Origin of the sequence: Anaerostipes butyraticus (assembly GCF_016586355.1) — a bacterium.
In the GTDB taxonomy this organism is placed as follows: domain Bacteria; phylum Bacillota; class Clostridia; order Lachnospirales; family Lachnospiraceae; genus Anaerostipes; species Anaerostipes butyraticus.
Window position 1 is genome coordinate 154,404 of sequence record NZ_BLYI01000031.1, and the last position, 17,175, is coordinate 171,578.

The following is a 17,175-nucleotide window of genomic DNA, read 5'->3' on the forward strand; positions in this document are numbered from 1 at the left end:
CTTTACGAATTCAGGATTCTCATAAATTCTTCTCCGGTTATGGTCTCTTTCTGGTACAGATACTGGGACAATTCATCCAGTTTTTCCCGATTGTCCAGGAGGATCTGCGCAGCTTTTTCATGCTGGCGCCGTACCAGTTCCACAACTTTCCGGTCAATTTCTGCCTGGGTCTGCGCAGAACAGGTCAGAGAGGTATCTCCGCCCAGATACTGATTGGTCTGAGTCTCCATGGCAACCATATCGAAGTCCTGACTCATTCCATACCGGGTGATCATGGCCCTTGCCAGTTTCGTTGCCTGTTCGATATCGTTGGAAGCTCCGGTCGTCACAGAACTAAAGACGATCTCTTCTGCCGCTCTTCCTCCGGTCAGCGTTGCAATCTTATTTTCCAGCTCTTCTTTTTCCATCAGATAATGATTGCCTTCCTCTACCTGCATCGTATATCCAAGGGCACCGGATGTTCTAGGAACAATCGTAATCTTTTGGACCGGAGCAGAATCTGTCTGTTTCGCCGCTACCAGGGCATGACCGATCTCATGGTACGCCACGATCTGTTTTTCTTTGTCTGTTAAAATTGCATTCTTCTTCTGATATCCGGCAATTACTACTTCAATGCTTTCTTCCAGATCTGCCTGTGTTGCGTATTTACGTCCGTCTCTGACCGCACGGAGTGCCGCCTCATTTACGATGTTTGCCAGCTCAGCGCCGGATGCTCCGGAAGCCATTCTGGCAATCTTATTAAAGTCCACACTGCTGTCGATTTTAATTTTTTTCGCATGCACCTTCAGAATATCTTCTCTTCCTTTCAGATCAGGAAGTTCCACCGGAACCCTCCGGTCAAATCTTCCCGGACGCAGCAGCGCCGGATCCAGAGATTCCGGACGGTTTGTGGCCGCCAGAATGATAACGCCGTTATTTCCTGTAAATCCGTCCATTTCTGTCAGCAGCTGGTTTAATGTCTGTTCTCTTTCATCGTTTCCGCCAATCTGAACATCCCTTTTCTTTCCGATTGCATCAATCTCATCGATAAACACGATACACGGTGCCTTTTCTTTTGCCTGCTGGAACAGGTCTCTGACTTTGGACGCTCCCATACCGACAAACATTTCAACAAATTCGGAACCGGACATGGAAAAGAACGGAACATCCGCTTCTCCTGCCACTGCCTTGGCAAGCATAGTTTTTCCGGTACCCGGAGGGCCTACCAAAAGAATTCCTTTCGGCATGGACGCTCCGATTTCTTTATATTTTCCCGGATTATGCAGATAATCCACGATTTCCGCCAGATTTTCTTTCGCTTCATCTTCACCGGCCACATCGGAAAACTTAATACCTTCAGAAGATTTCACATAAATCTTGGCATTGCTTTTTCCCATTCCAAATGCCATGGCATTCTTCCCGCCGGCTTTCTCCATGATTTTCTTTGACATATACTGTCCAATTCCAATAAAAATCAGAAGCGGGAGAACCCATGAAAGCAGTGCCGTTATGATCGGGGAAGTCTGTTTAATTTCTTCTCCGTAGAAAGACACATCTGCCTGATAAAGACGTTTTGTAAGATCCGGGTCCTCTACCTTTGCAGTTTTGTAAACCTGGTCATTTTTGTCTGTGAACATGATCGTATTATCCTGATCTTCAATATCAACCCGGTCCACCTGCTTCTTCTCTGTCATGGAAATGAACGTGCCATAGTCAACTTCTTTGACCTGCCGCTCCATAATCCACGGTGTCACAAACACATTAAACAAAAGAAGTACTGCAATCACAATGATGTAATAAAAAATCAGGGGTTTCTTTGGCTTTTTTACCTCATTCATTTTCCTTCCTCCATTCTTCAAAATTCATTTGTTCGTCTAACGCGGACAAGACCGCCAGGAGTGCTGACTGCGCCGCCTGAACCGCAAAATCAATGCTGTATTCCGCATAAAGTGCCTTTGCTTCGACTTTTGCCTCCTGTCTGTCATTGCCGCTCATATAACGAGGCATATCCTCTGTCATGATCTTTCTAATCTTCATATCATAAGCAGTCTGTGCCTCATTCAGGGCTTTTACTGCCGGAGAACGGCAGTCTTTTGTTTTTTCCTGAAGAAGACTCATTGTTTTATCGTAGACATTTTTCTTTGCCTGAAATTCCTTTTTTATCTCCTGGTGATCTTTTTTCTGCATCAGTGCAATCTGACTTCTCATGTCCTGATACTGACGCTCCAGTTCACGAAGCTTCGCTGTGAACAATTCTTCCATATGCTGCCTCCTTTCGTCTTCTCCTGAGATTACTCTAACAAAAGAAAAGGGGAAACACCATTTGCAATGTTTTTCATTTGTCTTTACACTTTTGAAGATTTGTCAAAAAACCCGGTTCTATGATATGATATTGAAAATATGGAGGTATGATTTATGGCTGACACAACCAAAGACAAGATTGCAGACACACTGGAACGGCTGCTGGAACATCAAAGTTTCGATAAGATTACGATCAAACTTCTGGTAACGGAATGCGGAATTTCCCGCCAAAGTTTTTATTATTATTTTAAAGATATCCTGGACGTCATCGAATGGCTTGCGCATCAAAAAACCCAGGAATTGCTGAAAAAGAGCATGGAAGCCGGCAGCTACGAAGAAGGAATTCTTATTTTTATTAATTTTGCTTTTAAAAATCACTGCTTCATCATGAGACTTCTGGACTCTAAACACCGGGGCTTTATCGAACGCATCATCGTCTCCTCTCTGCGTTCTTTCCTGGAAGACGCGCTCCGGCAGAAAAAAGAACTGATATCCATAAATTACAGAGATATGGATGCTATTCTAAACTTCTGTGCTTATGGGCTCACTGGTCTGCTTTTGGAAAGCGCAGGAGAAAAACAGACTGATAAAAAACTTCTGGCCAGGCAGATGCGTGATCTTTTGTTAAAAGTTCTCACATGATCATCCGCCTGACCGGAAGTCAGGATTTTATTTTTCTTCTATTTTGATCAATGGTTCCATCTGCCGGATCTCTCCATAGATCAAACCTTTTATTTCTGCATAATCATCCGAATTTGCTACAATCACAGGTGTTGTTACATCGTATCCTTCTTTCTTGACTGCATTGATATCAAAAGTAATCAGGAGCTGTCCCGGTTTTACATAGTCTCCCTGAGCCGCATGGGCTTCATAATATTTTCCGCCTAACTCAACCGTATTGATCCCTACATGGATCAGCAGCTGAACTCCGTCATCTGATGTTATCGCAATGGCGTGTTTCGTATCAAAAAAACTTGTGATTGTTCCATAACATGGAGAAACAATTTTCCCTTCTGACGGAATGACTGCCATTCCTTTCCCAAGAACTTCTGACACAAACGTATCATCCGGCACCTCTTTCATCGGGATTGCTTCTCCCGATACAGGACTGCAGATTACGTCTTTTTCTGTTTCCCTGATGTCATTTTCTTCGGTATCTTCTTCTGGCTGCTTTTTTTCTGCCGTATCTTCCAGCAGTTCGCTGTTAAAGCGTTTCATTTTTGACATGATATATGTAATCACAAATCCGGATATAATGGAAATTGCGACAGCAATCATAAAATTGACCATGGATTTTGGCTGTACGCAGACAAATCCAATGACACCGGAAGAACCCGGGGAAGTATTCAATACATTTGTAAACGTTACATATCCGCATCCGAGAGCAGAGCCAAGCATTGCTCCGTAAAATGGATATTTTAATTTCAGGTTCACACCGAACATTGCCGGTTCTGTAATACCAAGCAGGGCTGAAATACCAGACGTAGCAGCCACACTTTTCAACTTTTTATCTTTTGTCCGAAGCATTGCACACAACGTAGCTCCACCCTGCGCTACATTGTTGCAGGATGCAATTCCCAGAAGAAAAGATCCTCCTGCTGCCACCAGCTGGATATCAACCGGAAGCAGGCTGTGGTGCATACCAGTCATTGTCAGCGGCGCATAAACCAGTCCAAATACCATACCGCCGATTACGCCCAGTGAATCATGAAGCCACAGCAGACCATTCGTTAACAGATCGCCCGCTGTCCGCATGATTCCTCCCACAACCGTAAAGGTAAGAAACGCGGTTATCATAACGGAAAGCAGCGGTGTTACCAGGTTGTCCAGTACTTCTGGAATATACTTATGAAGACGTTTCTCAAGAAATGCCAGGATAAATGAAGCCGCAAGCACCGGAAGTACAGTTCCCTGGTATCCGACCTTCTCAATCGTTAATCCGAAAACATGCCATACTGGTATGGTTCCTTCTGTCACAGCAGTACCATAACTGTACGCATTCAACAGGTCTCCTGAAACCATGATCATACCAACTGCCGCTCCCAGATAAGGATTTCCTCCAAACATTTTCGTAGCGGAGAATCCAATCAATACCGGAAGAAATGAATATGCCGCACTGGCAAAGGTATTGATCATGGCTGCCAGATCCGACAATGCCGGATATGCTTCCGTCAATGACTGATTTGGCACAAACAGTCCGTTGGCTGTCAGTACGTTATTCAGTCCCATCATAAGACCGCTGGCAACCAGGGCAGGAATCAGCGGCACGAAAACATCAGATAATGTTTTTACCAGTCTCTGCACCGGATTCATTTTTTGTACTGCAGCTTGTTTTACATCACTTTTGGATGCTTCCGAAATTCCGGCAGCTTCAACAAAACGTTTATATACTTCATCAACCGTTCCGCTGCCTATGATGATCTGAAACTGCCCTCCATTTGCAAACTGCCCTTTCACCAGATCAACATTCAGTATCTTGTCTACATCGGCTTTGCTTTCATCTTTTAATACGAGTCTCAGACGCGTTGCACAGTGAGCCGCACTGATGATATTCTCCTTTCCGCCAACCAGTTCCACCAGCTGACGGGCTGCTGCCTGATAACGTTCTTCTTTTGTCATTTCATCTTCCTCCCTTTTCATTTTTTATTTTTTTAAATATTAAAATACTGCTTACAAAATCTTTTCGAACCGGCTGACATGTTACTCCGGCATACATAAGTTCATCGCCTCCATGGCAGGATCCATCTTCCTCCAGCTGGTAAAAAGCATTTTCGTCAAGCCCTTTCAGTTTCACCGGAACCGTAAGACGCTGTGGATCAGACAGGATCCTGAAATAACAATACACAACCGTTTCTCCGTCTTCCGAAACAAAATTCCACGCAGCTTCATTTTGTTCCTGAGGATTCCTCAGACGATACATTTTCCCGCTTTGAATCGTTTTTCGAATTTTTTTATAAAACCGAACCTGATTCCTGATTTCTTTCGTTTCTTCCTGTGTCAGTTCTCTGATGTCCATTTCATATCCCAGATTTCCTGACATTGCAGCGGCAAACCTCGTCTCCAGCGGAGTTTCTCTTCCTGTCTGATGATTTGGCACAGCAGAAACATGAGAGCCCATTGTTACCGGCGGGAATAAAAGACTGGTTCCATATTGTATTTTCATTCTGCATACGGCATCTGTATTATCACTCGTCCATGTCTGAGGCATGTAGTAAAGCATCCCGGCATCAAATCTTCCCCCTCCGCTGGAACATCCTTCAAATAATACTTCCGGAAATTCCTGATTCAGCCTGTCAAGAATCGAATAAAGTCCCAGCATATATCTGTGAGATAGTTCTCTCTGATGTTTTTGATCGAGATAGAAAGATCCCAGATCCGTTATGTGACGGTTCATATCCCATTTTACATAAACGGCCTTCGTTTCTCTTAAAATATGGGATACCGCATCCATAATATACTGACACACTTTTGGATTCGACAGATCCAGTACATACTGGGACCTGCTTACGATCGGTTCATAATAAGGACTGCGTATGATCCAGTCAGGATGCCTGCGATACAGATCACTGTCGCCGGACACCATTTCCGGTTCGAACCAGATACCAAACTGTATTCCTTTATCTCTGATCTTCTCAGAAAATCTCTTTAATCCTTCTGCAAATTTATTTCGATCCTCTTCCCAGTCTCCCAGAGCTTTCCGGTCACAGGTACGGTTTTTAAACCATCCATCATCCAAAACAAAAAGTTCTATTCCCAGCTCTGCTGCTTTCTGCGCCATGGACAGACATTTTTCTTCATCAATCTGAAATTCAAATGCTTCCCAGCTGTTTAACAGCACCGGTCTTTCTTTATCTCTCCAGAATCCCCGGCAGAGACGTTTTCTGTAAAGTTCATGAAAAATCTGTGACATCCCGTTTCGCCCTTTATCTGAATAAACCATGACCGTTTCCGGAGAAACAAAACGCTGTCCCGTTTCTAAAGTCCATCCAAACGTCATAGGATTCATCCCAATCTGTACCCGGGTGCTGCCGTACTGCCCCGGCTGTATCACTGCCTGGAAATCTCCGCTGTACACATAATTCATTCCCCAGACCTGTCCCCAGTACTCTCCAGCTTCTCTCTCTGACAGAATCATACATGGTGTCTCCTGCGGACTGCTGGCTCCCCGGCAGCTGTCTAATATAACCGTATCTGACCCAATCGGCCTCTGGTATATTTTTTTCTCATTTAAATGGGAACCACTCAATGTCAGCAGATCATATTCTGTTCCTTGAAAATCTATGCTCATGCTCATGAGACGTTCCAGATACAATGGCTGACTGCCGTAATGGATCACTTCCGTATGGCGGCAGATCACATCATAATCTCTGAATATGGTGTAATACAATTTAATCTGCGCTTTTAGATATTCATCTTCCAGTGTAATACACAGAGTCGCCGCTTCATCTTCATTCTCTGTATAGACTGACGGAAGGCCTTCCAGCGGCGGTTTCCCCTGAATTATTTCATAATCTTTATAATAAAATCTGGTAACCCGCCGTCCATCTTCCGTCTGTATTACATAAGCCGGCATCCTGAAATCTCCCTGGTTCATATCGGGATATTCCTGCGGCAGTGTATCCAGTGAAAATTTTTTATCTTCCGGATCAGGATTTGCGCAAAACCCACGATCAAAAAAATATGATTCGCTGATCCCGGTATACTCTTTTAAATATTTTCCAAAATACCGATGCGACAGATATTTGTCTTTTTCTATGCCGAAGCAGTATGAAATATATCCATTCTCCAACATAAAGGTATTTTCTTGTTTTATAATTCTTGCTTTCAATCCGTTTTCTCCTTTCTTTAATCCCATAATATCGCAATTTTTTTCTGCTTTAAATGGTAAGAATCATTATATAATGGTAAATTATTGTCTTTTTTCTTTCTTTATGTTACCATGAAAAAAAGAAAGGAGCTTTTTATGTATTCTCTTCCCCACCACTCCGTTGGGTTTCGATTTTCTTCGGATCTTTCCCTTTTGACTCTAAAGGGCATTGGTCTGCATTATATTGATTCCCATGATTATTCCTGGAATAACCGCACAAGAAAAGATGAACACTGCCTGCTTCAGTTTTGTATCGATGGAGAAGGCTCTCTGGAAATCGACGGCATCACTTACAGCATTCTTCCTGGTGATGCATTTCTTATTGATATTCCCGGAGAAAATCACTATTATCTTCCGCATCATTCATCTTTCTGGGAGTTCTTCTATCTGGAGTTTACAAAAGAATGCCTTCCTCTGCTTCGAAAAATCTATCGCAGTATGGGACCTGTTATTCACCTTTCTATGGACTGTTCGCTTTTTCAGCAGATAACCGGTATTTACCAGCAGGCATTGAACAATCAGATCCAAACATTTTTCGATAATTCGAAAATCGCTTATCGTTTCTGGATGGATCTGACCTCTTATGTGCTGGAAATTTCACGCAGCCATGTTACCAAAATTGATACCGCAAAAACTTATATCGATCAGAATTATTACAATGAAGAATTAAATTTAGATCTGGTAGCAGACCACGCAGGTCTGTCCAAATATTATCTATGTAAAGAATTTCACAAAAAATACGGCATATCTCCCGGAAAGTACATTCGCGAAGTACGCATATCCCAGGCCTGCCGCCTTTTGATGACCAATACAGATTACACCATGCAGGAAATCGCGCAGATGGTCGGATATGCCAATAATAACTATTTTGGAAAGGTCTTCCGGGCCGAAAAAGGAATCAGTCCCAATAAATACAAACAACAGACCAATCAATATGACGTTGTACGAGCAGTCTATGAGACGCCGCATCATATTAAAAAATCAGATTAGAACATTCTCATCCTAACGAATCTCAGAACGCAAAAAGAGCCGCTAACCGAAAAACAGAGCTTCGGTTAACGGCTCTTCTCTAACTTTTATGTATCCTGCCGGCCTGTAACATTCTGTTACTACGCAAAGATCAGATTCACTGTCGGGAACCCATTGTTTGTAAACCATACGATTCCCATAATGACAACGGCTGCAAGTAAAGCCATCGCTCCCACTATATAACGCAATCTGCCGTTTAAGAATCCTACGGCAAGCCGGCCCGGAAGAAGCACAAGGCTGACGCCCACTGCCAAAAGCAGGGAAGCCGCGAATACAACCGCTGAACTGATTCCGACCGGCAGATTTGCCGCAATCAGAAATATGGACGCTATGACTCCTGCAATTCCGATCGCCCATGTCAGATATCTTGTTCCCACCAGTAAACCATCAATACATTGTAATAATTTCATAAAACATCTCTCCTATTCTTTTTTTCTTTTTCCTTCGTTGTGTCTATAGAATACTCATGTTTTGTTAATAAAATGTCAGAGAAATGTTTCTGAATTTTTAATTTGTTTTATTTCCTTTTCAATATATTTTTCGGCAATCTTAAGATAGCATTGTTTGCCGCGTCAAAAGTGATCGGTTCCAGTTTTGGCGGATCAATGTTTCCATCTTTTACCATAAGACGCAATGATCAAAACCGGCTGCGGATAGAAATGTGGTTTTGCTCCGAAATTTTTTCTCATAGGATACACCTTAGAATTTCCTGTCTACTCATGGATTTTCATGCTGTGCAGCATTTTTACAAATCCAGGGTCGCTGTGATCTACAATTTCACTGTGCCCGATGTCCAGTTTTGAAATCTCGTCCATATCTGCATTGCTTAATTCAAAATCCCAGATATTGATATTCTGTTCCATACGATCTTTATGAACAGATTTCGGAATGACAACAACGCCTCTCTGCACATTCCAGCGAAGTGCGACCTGAGCCGCGCTCTTTCCATATTTTTCTCCAATCTTTGTCAGTACCGGATGTGTAAAGATTCCATGGTTTCCTTCTGCAAATGGTCCCCATGCTTCCGGACGCACGCCATATTCTTTCATCAGATCAATGGCGTCACTCTGCTGGAAAAACGGATGAAGTTCTACCTGATTCACGGCAGGGATCACATCCACAGTCTCACATAAATCTGCCAGGCGCTGCGGATAGAAATTGCAGACTCCGATGGCACGAATCTTTCCTTCTTTATAGAGTTCTTCCATTGCCCGGTAGGCTCCAATGTAATCTTTCATCGGCTGATGAATCAGATACAGATCCAGATAATCCAGTCCAAGCTTCTTCAGAGATGTCTCAAACGCCTTTTTTGCCTCTTCATAGTCCGCGTCCTGAACCCAGAGTTTTGTCGTAATAAATAATTCTTCTCTCGGAACGCCGCATTTTTTAATGGCTGCCCCGACCGCTTCTTCGTTCATATAAGCGGCTGCCGTATCAATCAGGCGGTATCCGCTGGCAATCGCGTCCAGTACTGCCTGTTCGCACTGATCCGCATCCGGTACCTGAAACACTCCAAAACCTTCCATTGGCATTTTTACTCCATTGTTTAATGTAACTTCTTTCATGCTGATTCCTCCTTAATCATGAATCTTAATACTGTTTAACTGTCTGGCCGTGCAGAAACAGCGATGATCGATAATCTCACTGTGTCCGATATCCATGGCCTCAATTTCCTTCATATCTTTCTGTGTCAGCTCAAAATCCCAGAAAGGTCCCCATGCTTCCGGAACGATATCATAAGACCGCATGACCCGCAGCGCTTCTTCCTGCTGATAAAATGGATGAATTTCAATCTGATTGACAGCTGGCTTGATTTCATGGTTCATACAGAGATCTACAATCCACTCCGGCGAAAAATTGCTGACGCCAATGGCCTTCACTATACCTTCCCGGTATAACTTTTCCATAGCTCTCCAGGCTCCGTAATAATCCCCGAACGGCTGATGGATCAAATACAGATCTATATAATCCAGTCCCAGATTTTTCCTGGACCGTTCAAACGCGGCCAGGGTCTGGTCATATCCCGCATCCTGCACCCAGAGCTTCGTAGTGATAAATATTTCATCTCTCGGGATCCCGGATTCCCGGACAGCCCGTCCTACTGCCTGTTCATTATGATAAGCCGCGGTCGTGTCAAACAGGCGATATCCTGTTTCCAGAGCGTCCAGAACACACTGCCAGCACTGTGCTTCGTCACTGATCTGAAAAACTCCAAATCCTTCCACCGGCATCTTCACGCCATTATTTAGCAGGACTTGTTCCACCTTTCCTTCCCTCCTTTTCTATTACCACTATAACCTGTTTTTTTCGGGAAGTACAATGCCAAATCCGCAAGATGCTATAACTAAAACACATAGTGAATCTTGAAGGAGATTTTAGAGTATGATAAAATGAACTCAGATATACAGAAATTTACAGAAAGGAAATTAGAATGTTTGAACTGCACCAGCTGGAACAGCTGATTGCCGTTGCGGAATGCGGCACTCTGTCACGGGCCGCCGAGAAACTGCATATTTCCCAGCCGGCCTTAAGCCGTTCCATACAGAAACTGGAGTCTGAGCTGCAGGCAGAATTATTTCTCCGCAGCAAAAATAAAATCGAACTTAATGATAACGGAAACCTTGCGGTGGAATGTGCCCGCAAGGTTGTAGGACAGGCAGAGGATATGGTGGAACAGGTCCGCTCTTATGATCGGAATCAGCGCACGATTTTTATCGGTTCCTGTGCTCCCGCACCGCTGTGGGAACTATCTCCTGTCCTTTCTTCTCTCTATCCGGACAAAGCCATTTCCACAGAAATGAAAGAACCCGATCAGCTGCTGCAGGGGCTGATGCGCAGTGATTACCAGATTATTATTCTTCCGGAGCCCGTGGAATCAGATGAATTATACTGCACCCGCTGGGGAGAGGAACACCTGATGTTTTCTCTTCCGCCTGCTCACCCTCTGTCCGGAAGCAAAGCACTCCATCTGAAAGACATGGACGGCGAAACCATGCTGCTGTTTTCCAGGATCGGATTCTGGCAGAGAATTCCATCAGAAAAGATGACTTCTTCTCATTTTCTCGTACAGCAGAATACCTATGATTTTGAAGAACTGATCCGCCATTCTGCCCTTCCATATTTTTCTTCCGATCTTGCATTGAAACAGCAGGGGCCCGAGCCAAACCGGATTTTTATTCCAATCCTGGATCCTGAAGCAAACATTACTTATTATCTTGCAGTAAAAAAACAAAGCAGAAAAAAATTCTCTGCTTTGTTTCAGCGGATCCGAAGATCAATGGATAACGACACCTAATTCCCGGATCTCTTTTTTATTCGATTGATCACCCAGAAGCCAATATAACCGGACAAAATACCTATAACGATTCCGCCTAAAATATCGGTTGGATAGTGCACATACAGATACATTCTGGAAAATGCAATCACTACGGCAAAGATCAGAAAAATCTTCCACAGTTTTTTCTGATCTGCGAAGTATAATGCAGATACTGCCGCAAAGGAAGCTGCCGTATGTCCCGACGGAAAAGAATAATCAAGCGGAGCCTTGATCAGCAGTGAAACGGCTGTATTTACATCATAAGGCCGGATCCGCGCAACCGCCGGCTTCAGCAGCACGTTGCACAGCAGCGCATCCGCACACAGGGAAACAGCCATGATCATACCCGCCGTACGTGTTTTCGGAATACATAGCAGCACAATCGTCAGTATGATCCATAAGATTCCGCCGTTTCCAAGAAATGAGGCTCCTTTCATCAGCACATCCAGCAATGGATGATGCAGAGTCTGAAGAAAATCTAAAATCCAAAATTCAAATTCCATGATACCCTCCGCCTTTTCTATATTTTACAGAGGATTATACCATAATCTCTATGGTTTTAGAACCCGTCCTGCTTTTTAATTTCCAGACTGCTCTTCCAGCTGTTTCGTAATCCGCTTGATGATACGGACCAGATGATAACTATCTTCCTGCCCGATATCCTGCAGAATGTATTCAAAATGCCGTATGGCGTCCTCATGCTCTTTCCAGGCAAATTTTTTCCCTTTTTCTGTAATATAAACACGAACTCTCCGTTTGTCTTCCGGATCGGAGCTGCGAACAGCATATCCTTTCCTTTCCAGACCATTTAAGATGGCCGCGGTTCTGGAAGATCTTACCTTAAACTCCGCTGTCAGCTCTCCTGCGGACGCTCCGTTATGGCTGAAGAGAAGATAGCATAAAACTGCCATCTCCCCTTGTGACATATCACTTAAACACTGGAGTGCCGTATTTTTCCGCAGCACTTTCATACTTTCCATGAGTTCTTCTGCGCTTTCCCTGTAGTTCATTTACCCCTGGCTCCTCCTCTTTCATATGTTCGGTTTTCGCCGTTTCCTTACTGCTCTTCATGTTCATGATCAGCATCTGCAGACGATTCTCAACATTTGCAAAGCTGACGTCCGGATCATAATCTAATGGCAGAATCTGCGCATCCGGATACATTTCTTTCAGACGTTTTACAACACCTCTTCCTACCACATGGTTCGGCAGGCATCCAAACGGCTGCAGGATTACAAACGCCCTGCATCCGCGTTTCGCATGGTGAAGGATCTCTCCCGGTATCAGGACACCTTCCCCTGCATCAAATGTGTGATGAATGATCGGATCGCTGTCTTTTACCAGTTCCGGCAGCCGGCAGGCACGCTCATAGAGAGGATGTCTTTTCGCTATATGATCCGTAAATGCATGCGCCGCGTCAAATGCCTTATTGGCAAAATGATACCATGTTTTTTGAGTCAGCGGCTTTTTCAGATCAAATTCCCGGATCTGAGTATCTCTGCAGAAATATGTTTTTTGGATAACATCAGTCATGCGTGCTTCAATGATTTCAAATCCATTCTGTTCCAGATACTTCTCAATATCATGATTTGCACCCGGATGGAAATTCAGCAGATACTCACCTACGATCAGCACGCCTGGCCGTCTATTGCTTCGGTCATACGGAATGCTGTTCATAATATCAATGGCCTTCTCAAATCCCTTTTTTGCTCCGTGCAGTCCATGTTCCTGCATGCCATAGATAACCTGATCCAGCGCCTCATTGAAAGCTTTGTCCGCGCTGCCTGGCTTCAGCTCATATGGACGTATTTTCCTCAGCAGTTCTTCCAGTACATCAATCATCGGAAGTCCAAATGCCACTTTGATTGAAGACTGCAGATTCATCTTAAATCCAGGATGAAGATTATGCGAATCCTCATCGTCATTGGTCAGAATCGGAACGTGGGCAAATCCTGCGTCATCCAGCGCTTTTCGAAGCAGAGCGCCATAGTGGGTCAGCCGGCAGTCTCCAACATACTTCGCCATGCAGACTGCAACGTCAGCATCGTCATATTCTCCATGAACCAGCGGCGCCAGAGCTTCTCCTATAACGATCTGCGCCGGGAAACAGATATCATTATGTACATATTTCTTTCCAAGACGGATCGCCTCATCTCTTCCAATTTCCAGAGGCACTGTCCGGATTCCCTGTCCGCTTAACGCGGCAGACATCAGCCTGCAGAAAGCATGGGACGTATTTGGAATCAGAACTATCTTTTCCTTTTTATCTTTTTTCGTAAATTTAACTTTATAAGGATCCGTAAGCTCATGAATGGTGCGGGCCCCGTCCCGTTTTTTCCGCATGTTTACCGTTTCAATAAAGGATCTGACACGGATTCTTAACGGACCCTGGATGTCACTCTCATCCAGTTTCAGAATCAACGGTACTTTTCCCGAAATTTCTTTCATCATTCTCTGTATTTCATCTGAAAGGTAGGCATCATGTCCACATCCGAAACTTACAATCTGAATATATTCCAAATGTTCATTTTTAGCAGCCATGATCGCAGAAGACATCATCCGGGCATGATAGTTATTTACAATATCCAGACGGCTCTTTTTAAGATCTACTTCTTCCACTTCCGGCAGAGAATCCGCTGTAAGAACCGGAATTCCAAGTCCCGTCAGCATTTCCGGCAGATCATGGTTAACCAGTGCGTCATTTTGATATGGCCTGGACGCCAGTACCACCGCATAGGTTCCGTTTTCCTCTGCCTCTTTCAGCACCTTTGCTCCTGCTTCCTTTAACTGAGAGCGGAATGCATGCTGTGCCTGATCTCCGGCCTTCATTGCTTTCGCTGACTGTTCTGGAGTAATTCCAAATGTTTTCTCCATAAAGTCCGCCAGCTGGTGATCCCTGTCTTTTGGATCCTGCCAGTGGAACAATGGAGCGTCAAACGGAATTCCCCATTTTCTCTCCGGATCATCTGAGTTGCGGATTACGATCGGATATCCTTTTACGACTGCGCACATGGATTCACTTGTCTTTTCCTGATTTTCCGGAACCATCGTTGTGATCGACGGCATGAAAATACGGTCAACTCCCTTTTCTTTCAGGTTCCGGATATGTCCGTGCACCAGTTTTGCCGGGAAACATACAGTATCAGACGTTACCGCAGACAGACCATTCTCATAAATCCTGCGGCTGCTCTTATCAGACAGCTTTACCTTGAAACCAAGGCTCTTGAAAAATGTTGTCCAAAACGGCATCGTATCCCAGAAAGACAGCACTCTCGGAATACCGATTACCATGTTTTGATCCGGCGCCGCGTCTGCCGTCGGATAATCCTTAAATAACAGTTTTTCTCTTAACTGATACAGATTCGGAATTCGATTTTTTCCCTCATTTTTCTTTTTCAGCTGAATCTGAACATCCTTTTCCTTTGCATCTCCAATGATCTCCCCTCTTTCACACCGGTTATTGGTAACCCAGGATTTCCCGTTGGAAAAACGAATGATCGCACGCTTACAATGATTTGTACAAAACGGGCAGATCACATTGGCTTCCTGTGTGAAGGAGAAATCTTTCAGTTCATCCATGCTGATAAAACTGCTTTCTTCTTCGGTCTCCATCGCATGTTCTTTTGCCGTCAGCGCCGCACCGATGGCTCCCATGATTCCCGGATAAGGGGCTCTTACGACTTCTTTTCCGATATAATTTTCCAATGCTCTCAGCACCGCGTCATTCTGGAATGTTCCTCCCTGGACTACGATCTTATCCCCCAGAGATTCTGTGCTGGAAATACGAATTACTTTCGTAAATACATTTTCAATGATAGAACGGCAGAGTCCGGCCATGATATCTTTGGAACCCTTGCCATTTCTTTGTTCTGTTACGATGCTGCTGTTCATAAATACCGTACAGCGGCTTCCCAGCGCTGCCGGATTTTCAGAATCAAAGGCTGCTTCCGCAATTTCTGTTACCTGAATGTGAAGGGAAGATGCAAAATTTTCCAGGAAGGAACCACATCCGGAAGAACATGCTTCATTTACCACAATATTGGTAATGATGCCGTGATCCAGCCAGATGGCTTTCATATCCTGCCCTCCAATGTCCAGGATAAATGTCGCATCCGGTACATATTTGCTTGTAGCACGGGCATGAGCTACCGTCTCTACCATATGGCAGTCTGCGCCAAAGCCATGATAAAACAGCATTTCACCGTATCCTGTTGTTCCGGCAGCTTTAATATTCAGCTTAACTCCCATCTGACGGTATTTTTCATTCATAGCAAGAAGCGCTTTTTTTGCGATCAGAAGAGGCTCTCCTTCGTTGGAAGCGTAGAAAGAATCTACAATATTTTCATCCTCATCGATCAGTACAAATTTCGTTGTTGTGCTTCCTGAATCAATTCCGAGATAAACAGAAACCGTCTCTCCCGGATGAAATTCTCTTTTCGGAATTTCTGTACGGGCATGCCTCTTTAAAAATGCCTCTTTTTCTTCTTTGGACTGAAAGAAAGGCTTTTCTCTGTGCTCCTCTTTTTCCTTCTTTTCCATTTCCTTTTCAATCCGCTGACACATCTGGCGGATAGACAGGGTCTTTGCCTCCTGCTCAAACATCTGCGGAATGGACAAAGCGGTTCCATAAGCAATCATGATCTCTGGATGTTCCGGAAGAATCATGTCTTCCTCTGACAGATTCAGACGCTCCGCAAATACTTTGACCAGTGTCGGCTGGAACGTCATAGGTCCGCCTTCAAAAGCAACCGGTTTCTCAATGTCCAGTCCCTGGGCGAGGCCTCCAATGGTCTGTTTTGCAATCGCATGAAGAGAAGACAGCGCAATATCTTCTTTTGCGATTCCCTGGTTCAGAAGCGGCTGGATATCCGTTTTTGCGTACACGCCGCATCGTCCGGAAATATCATAGACGCAGGTTCCCTTACTTGCGAGATCGTTGAATTCTTCTACAGGAACCCGCAGAAGGGATGCAATTTCGTCAATAAAAGCACCGGTTCCTCCGGCGCAGCTTCCATTCATTCTCATATCCGCAACGGTCAGATCCCCGGTATTGGAATCCTTGCGGAAGAAAATCATCTTCGCATCCTGACCTCCAAGCTCAATGGCCGTCCTGACATCAGAGTACTGATCTTTCAGGGCAATGGAATTGGCAACAACTTCCTGAATATACGGAACCCCCAGTTCCTCTGCCAGAAGTTTGGCTCCGGAGCCAGTCAGCGCTACCCGGACCAGAGCGTCCGGATATTTTTCCTTAAACAAACTTAATGCATCATACACACTCTTCTTTTGTGCTGCATGATGCCTCTTATAATCATAATATTGTATCTCATGGGTTTCCTGGTCAATGGCGGCAATTTTTGTTGTCGTTGATCCCACATCAAGTCCCACGAGAAAGACTTTTCTCATTTCACTCATATTACTCATCACCTTTATCTCATGCTATGAGCTATTATAATTAGACATTTTACGGAAGTCAAGGAATTCATATAAAATTCAAAATTTTTATCAAAAATTTAGAAAGGGGCTGTCGCATCAATTGGTGTGCTCCCCGTCAAGTAGACAGTGAAAAAAATATAAGTTTTTCTGCCAGTTGGTTTTACCAGCTGGCAGTTTTTTTATGCTGCCTGTAAATAACTCTCATGCTTTTCCATTGGCGTCATGACTCCGAGATTCCGTTGTAACC

13 protein-coding genes are annotated in these 17,175 nt (G+C 44.2%); 3 read left to right on the plus strand and 10 right to left on the minus strand.

Going from position 1 to position 17,175, the window contains the following annotated elements:
• Positions 1-2 precede the first annotated feature (2 nt).
• Positions 3-1,817: an ATP-dependent zinc metalloprotease FtsH gene (ftsH, locus tag JMF81_RS08075; RefSeq protein WP_201310944.1), complete on the minus strand. Its 1,815-nt coding sequence runs from the start codon at positions 1,815-1,817 to the stop codon at positions 3-5.
• Entirely contained in the window at positions 1,810-2,241 is a 432-nt protein-coding gene (locus JMF81_RS08080; protein ID WP_201310945.1) for a hypothetical protein, read from the minus strand. Before JMF81_RS08080 ends, ftsH begins: the two co-directional genes overlap by 8 nt.
• 153 nt (positions 2,242-2,394) lie before the next feature.
• On the opposite strand from JMF81_RS08080, the gene JMF81_RS08085 reads away from it, so the two are divergent.
• Positions 2,395-2,922: a TetR/AcrR family transcriptional regulator gene (locus tag JMF81_RS08085; RefSeq protein ID WP_201310946.1), complete on the plus strand. Its 528-nt coding sequence runs from the start codon at positions 2,395-2,397 to the stop codon at positions 2,920-2,922.
• 27 nt (positions 2,923-2,949) lie between these two features.
• Here JMF81_RS08085 and JMF81_RS08090 read toward each other — a convergent pair whose 3' ends face one another.
• Entirely contained in the window at positions 2,950-4,899 is a 1,950-nt protein-coding gene (locus JMF81_RS08090) for a sucrose-specific PTS transporter subunit IIBC (protein ID WP_201310947.1), read from the minus strand.
• A gap of 1 nt (position 4,900) precedes the next feature.
• Positions 4,901-7,108 (minus strand): alpha-galactosidase, encoded by a 2,208-nt coding sequence (locus tag JMF81_RS08095; protein ID WP_243282584.1) that lies wholly within the window; start codon positions 7,106-7,108, stop codon positions 4,901-4,903.
• A gap of 135 nt (positions 7,109-7,243) precedes the next feature.
• Between JMF81_RS08095 and JMF81_RS08100 the strand changes: the two genes are divergently transcribed.
• The gene (locus tag JMF81_RS08100; RefSeq protein ID WP_201310949.1) at positions 7,244-8,137 is read left to right on the plus strand and encodes an AraC family transcriptional regulator; all 894 of its coding nucleotides are present in this window, start codon (positions 7,244-7,246) and stop codon (positions 8,135-8,137) included.
• A gap of 119 nt (positions 8,138-8,256) precedes the next feature.
• Here JMF81_RS08100 and JMF81_RS08105 read toward each other — a convergent pair whose 3' ends face one another.
• From JMF81_RS08105 to JMF81_RS08115, 3 genes are all read right to left on the minus strand, one after another.
• Entirely contained in the window at positions 8,257-8,586 is a 330-nt protein-coding gene (locus JMF81_RS08105) for a hypothetical protein (RefSeq protein ID WP_201310950.1), read from the minus strand.
• 303 nt (positions 8,587-8,889) lie between these two features.
• Positions 8,890-9,741: an aldo/keto reductase gene (locus tag JMF81_RS08110; RefSeq protein ID WP_201310951.1), complete on the minus strand. Its 852-nt coding sequence runs from the start codon at positions 9,739-9,741 to the stop codon at positions 8,890-8,892.
• A 12-nt stretch (positions 9,742-9,753) separates the two neighbouring features.
• On the minus strand, positions 9,754-10,440 hold the full coding sequence (locus tag JMF81_RS08115) for an aldo/keto reductase (RefSeq protein WP_201310952.1): 687 nt from the start codon (positions 10,438-10,440) through the stop codon (positions 9,754-9,756).
• Between the two features lie 167 nt (positions 10,441-10,607).
• On the opposite strand from JMF81_RS08115, the gene JMF81_RS08120 reads away from it, so the two are divergent.
• The gene (locus JMF81_RS08120) at positions 10,608-11,471 is read left to right on the plus strand and encodes a LysR family transcriptional regulator (RefSeq protein WP_201310953.1); all 864 of its coding nucleotides are present in this window, start codon (positions 10,608-10,610) and stop codon (positions 11,469-11,471) included.
• Here JMF81_RS08120 and JMF81_RS08125 read toward each other — a convergent pair.
• The 3 genes from JMF81_RS08125 to JMF81_RS16980 all read right to left on the minus strand — a co-directional run bounded on the left by JMF81_RS08125 (position 11,468) and on the right by JMF81_RS16980 (position 16,907).
• The gene (locus tag JMF81_RS08125; RefSeq protein WP_201310954.1) at positions 11,468-11,995 is read right to left on the minus strand and encodes a phosphatase PAP2 family protein; all 528 of its coding nucleotides are present in this window, start codon (positions 11,993-11,995) and stop codon (positions 11,468-11,470) included. The two genes, JMF81_RS08120 and JMF81_RS08125, sit on opposite strands and share 4 nt — an antisense overlap.
• A 75-nt stretch (positions 11,996-12,070) precedes the next feature.
• Positions 12,071-12,502, minus strand: coding sequence for a MarR family winged helix-turn-helix transcriptional regulator (locus tag JMF81_RS08130; RefSeq protein WP_201310955.1), 432 nt, complete (start codon positions 12,500-12,502; stop codon positions 12,071-12,073).
• On the minus strand, positions 12,420-16,907 hold the full coding sequence (locus tag JMF81_RS16980) for an acyl-CoA dehydratase activase (protein WP_243282585.1): 4,488 nt from the start codon (positions 16,905-16,907) through the stop codon (positions 12,420-12,422). Before JMF81_RS16980 ends, JMF81_RS08130 begins: the two co-directional genes overlap by 83 nt.
• Positions 16,908-17,175: the final 268 nt, after the last annotated feature.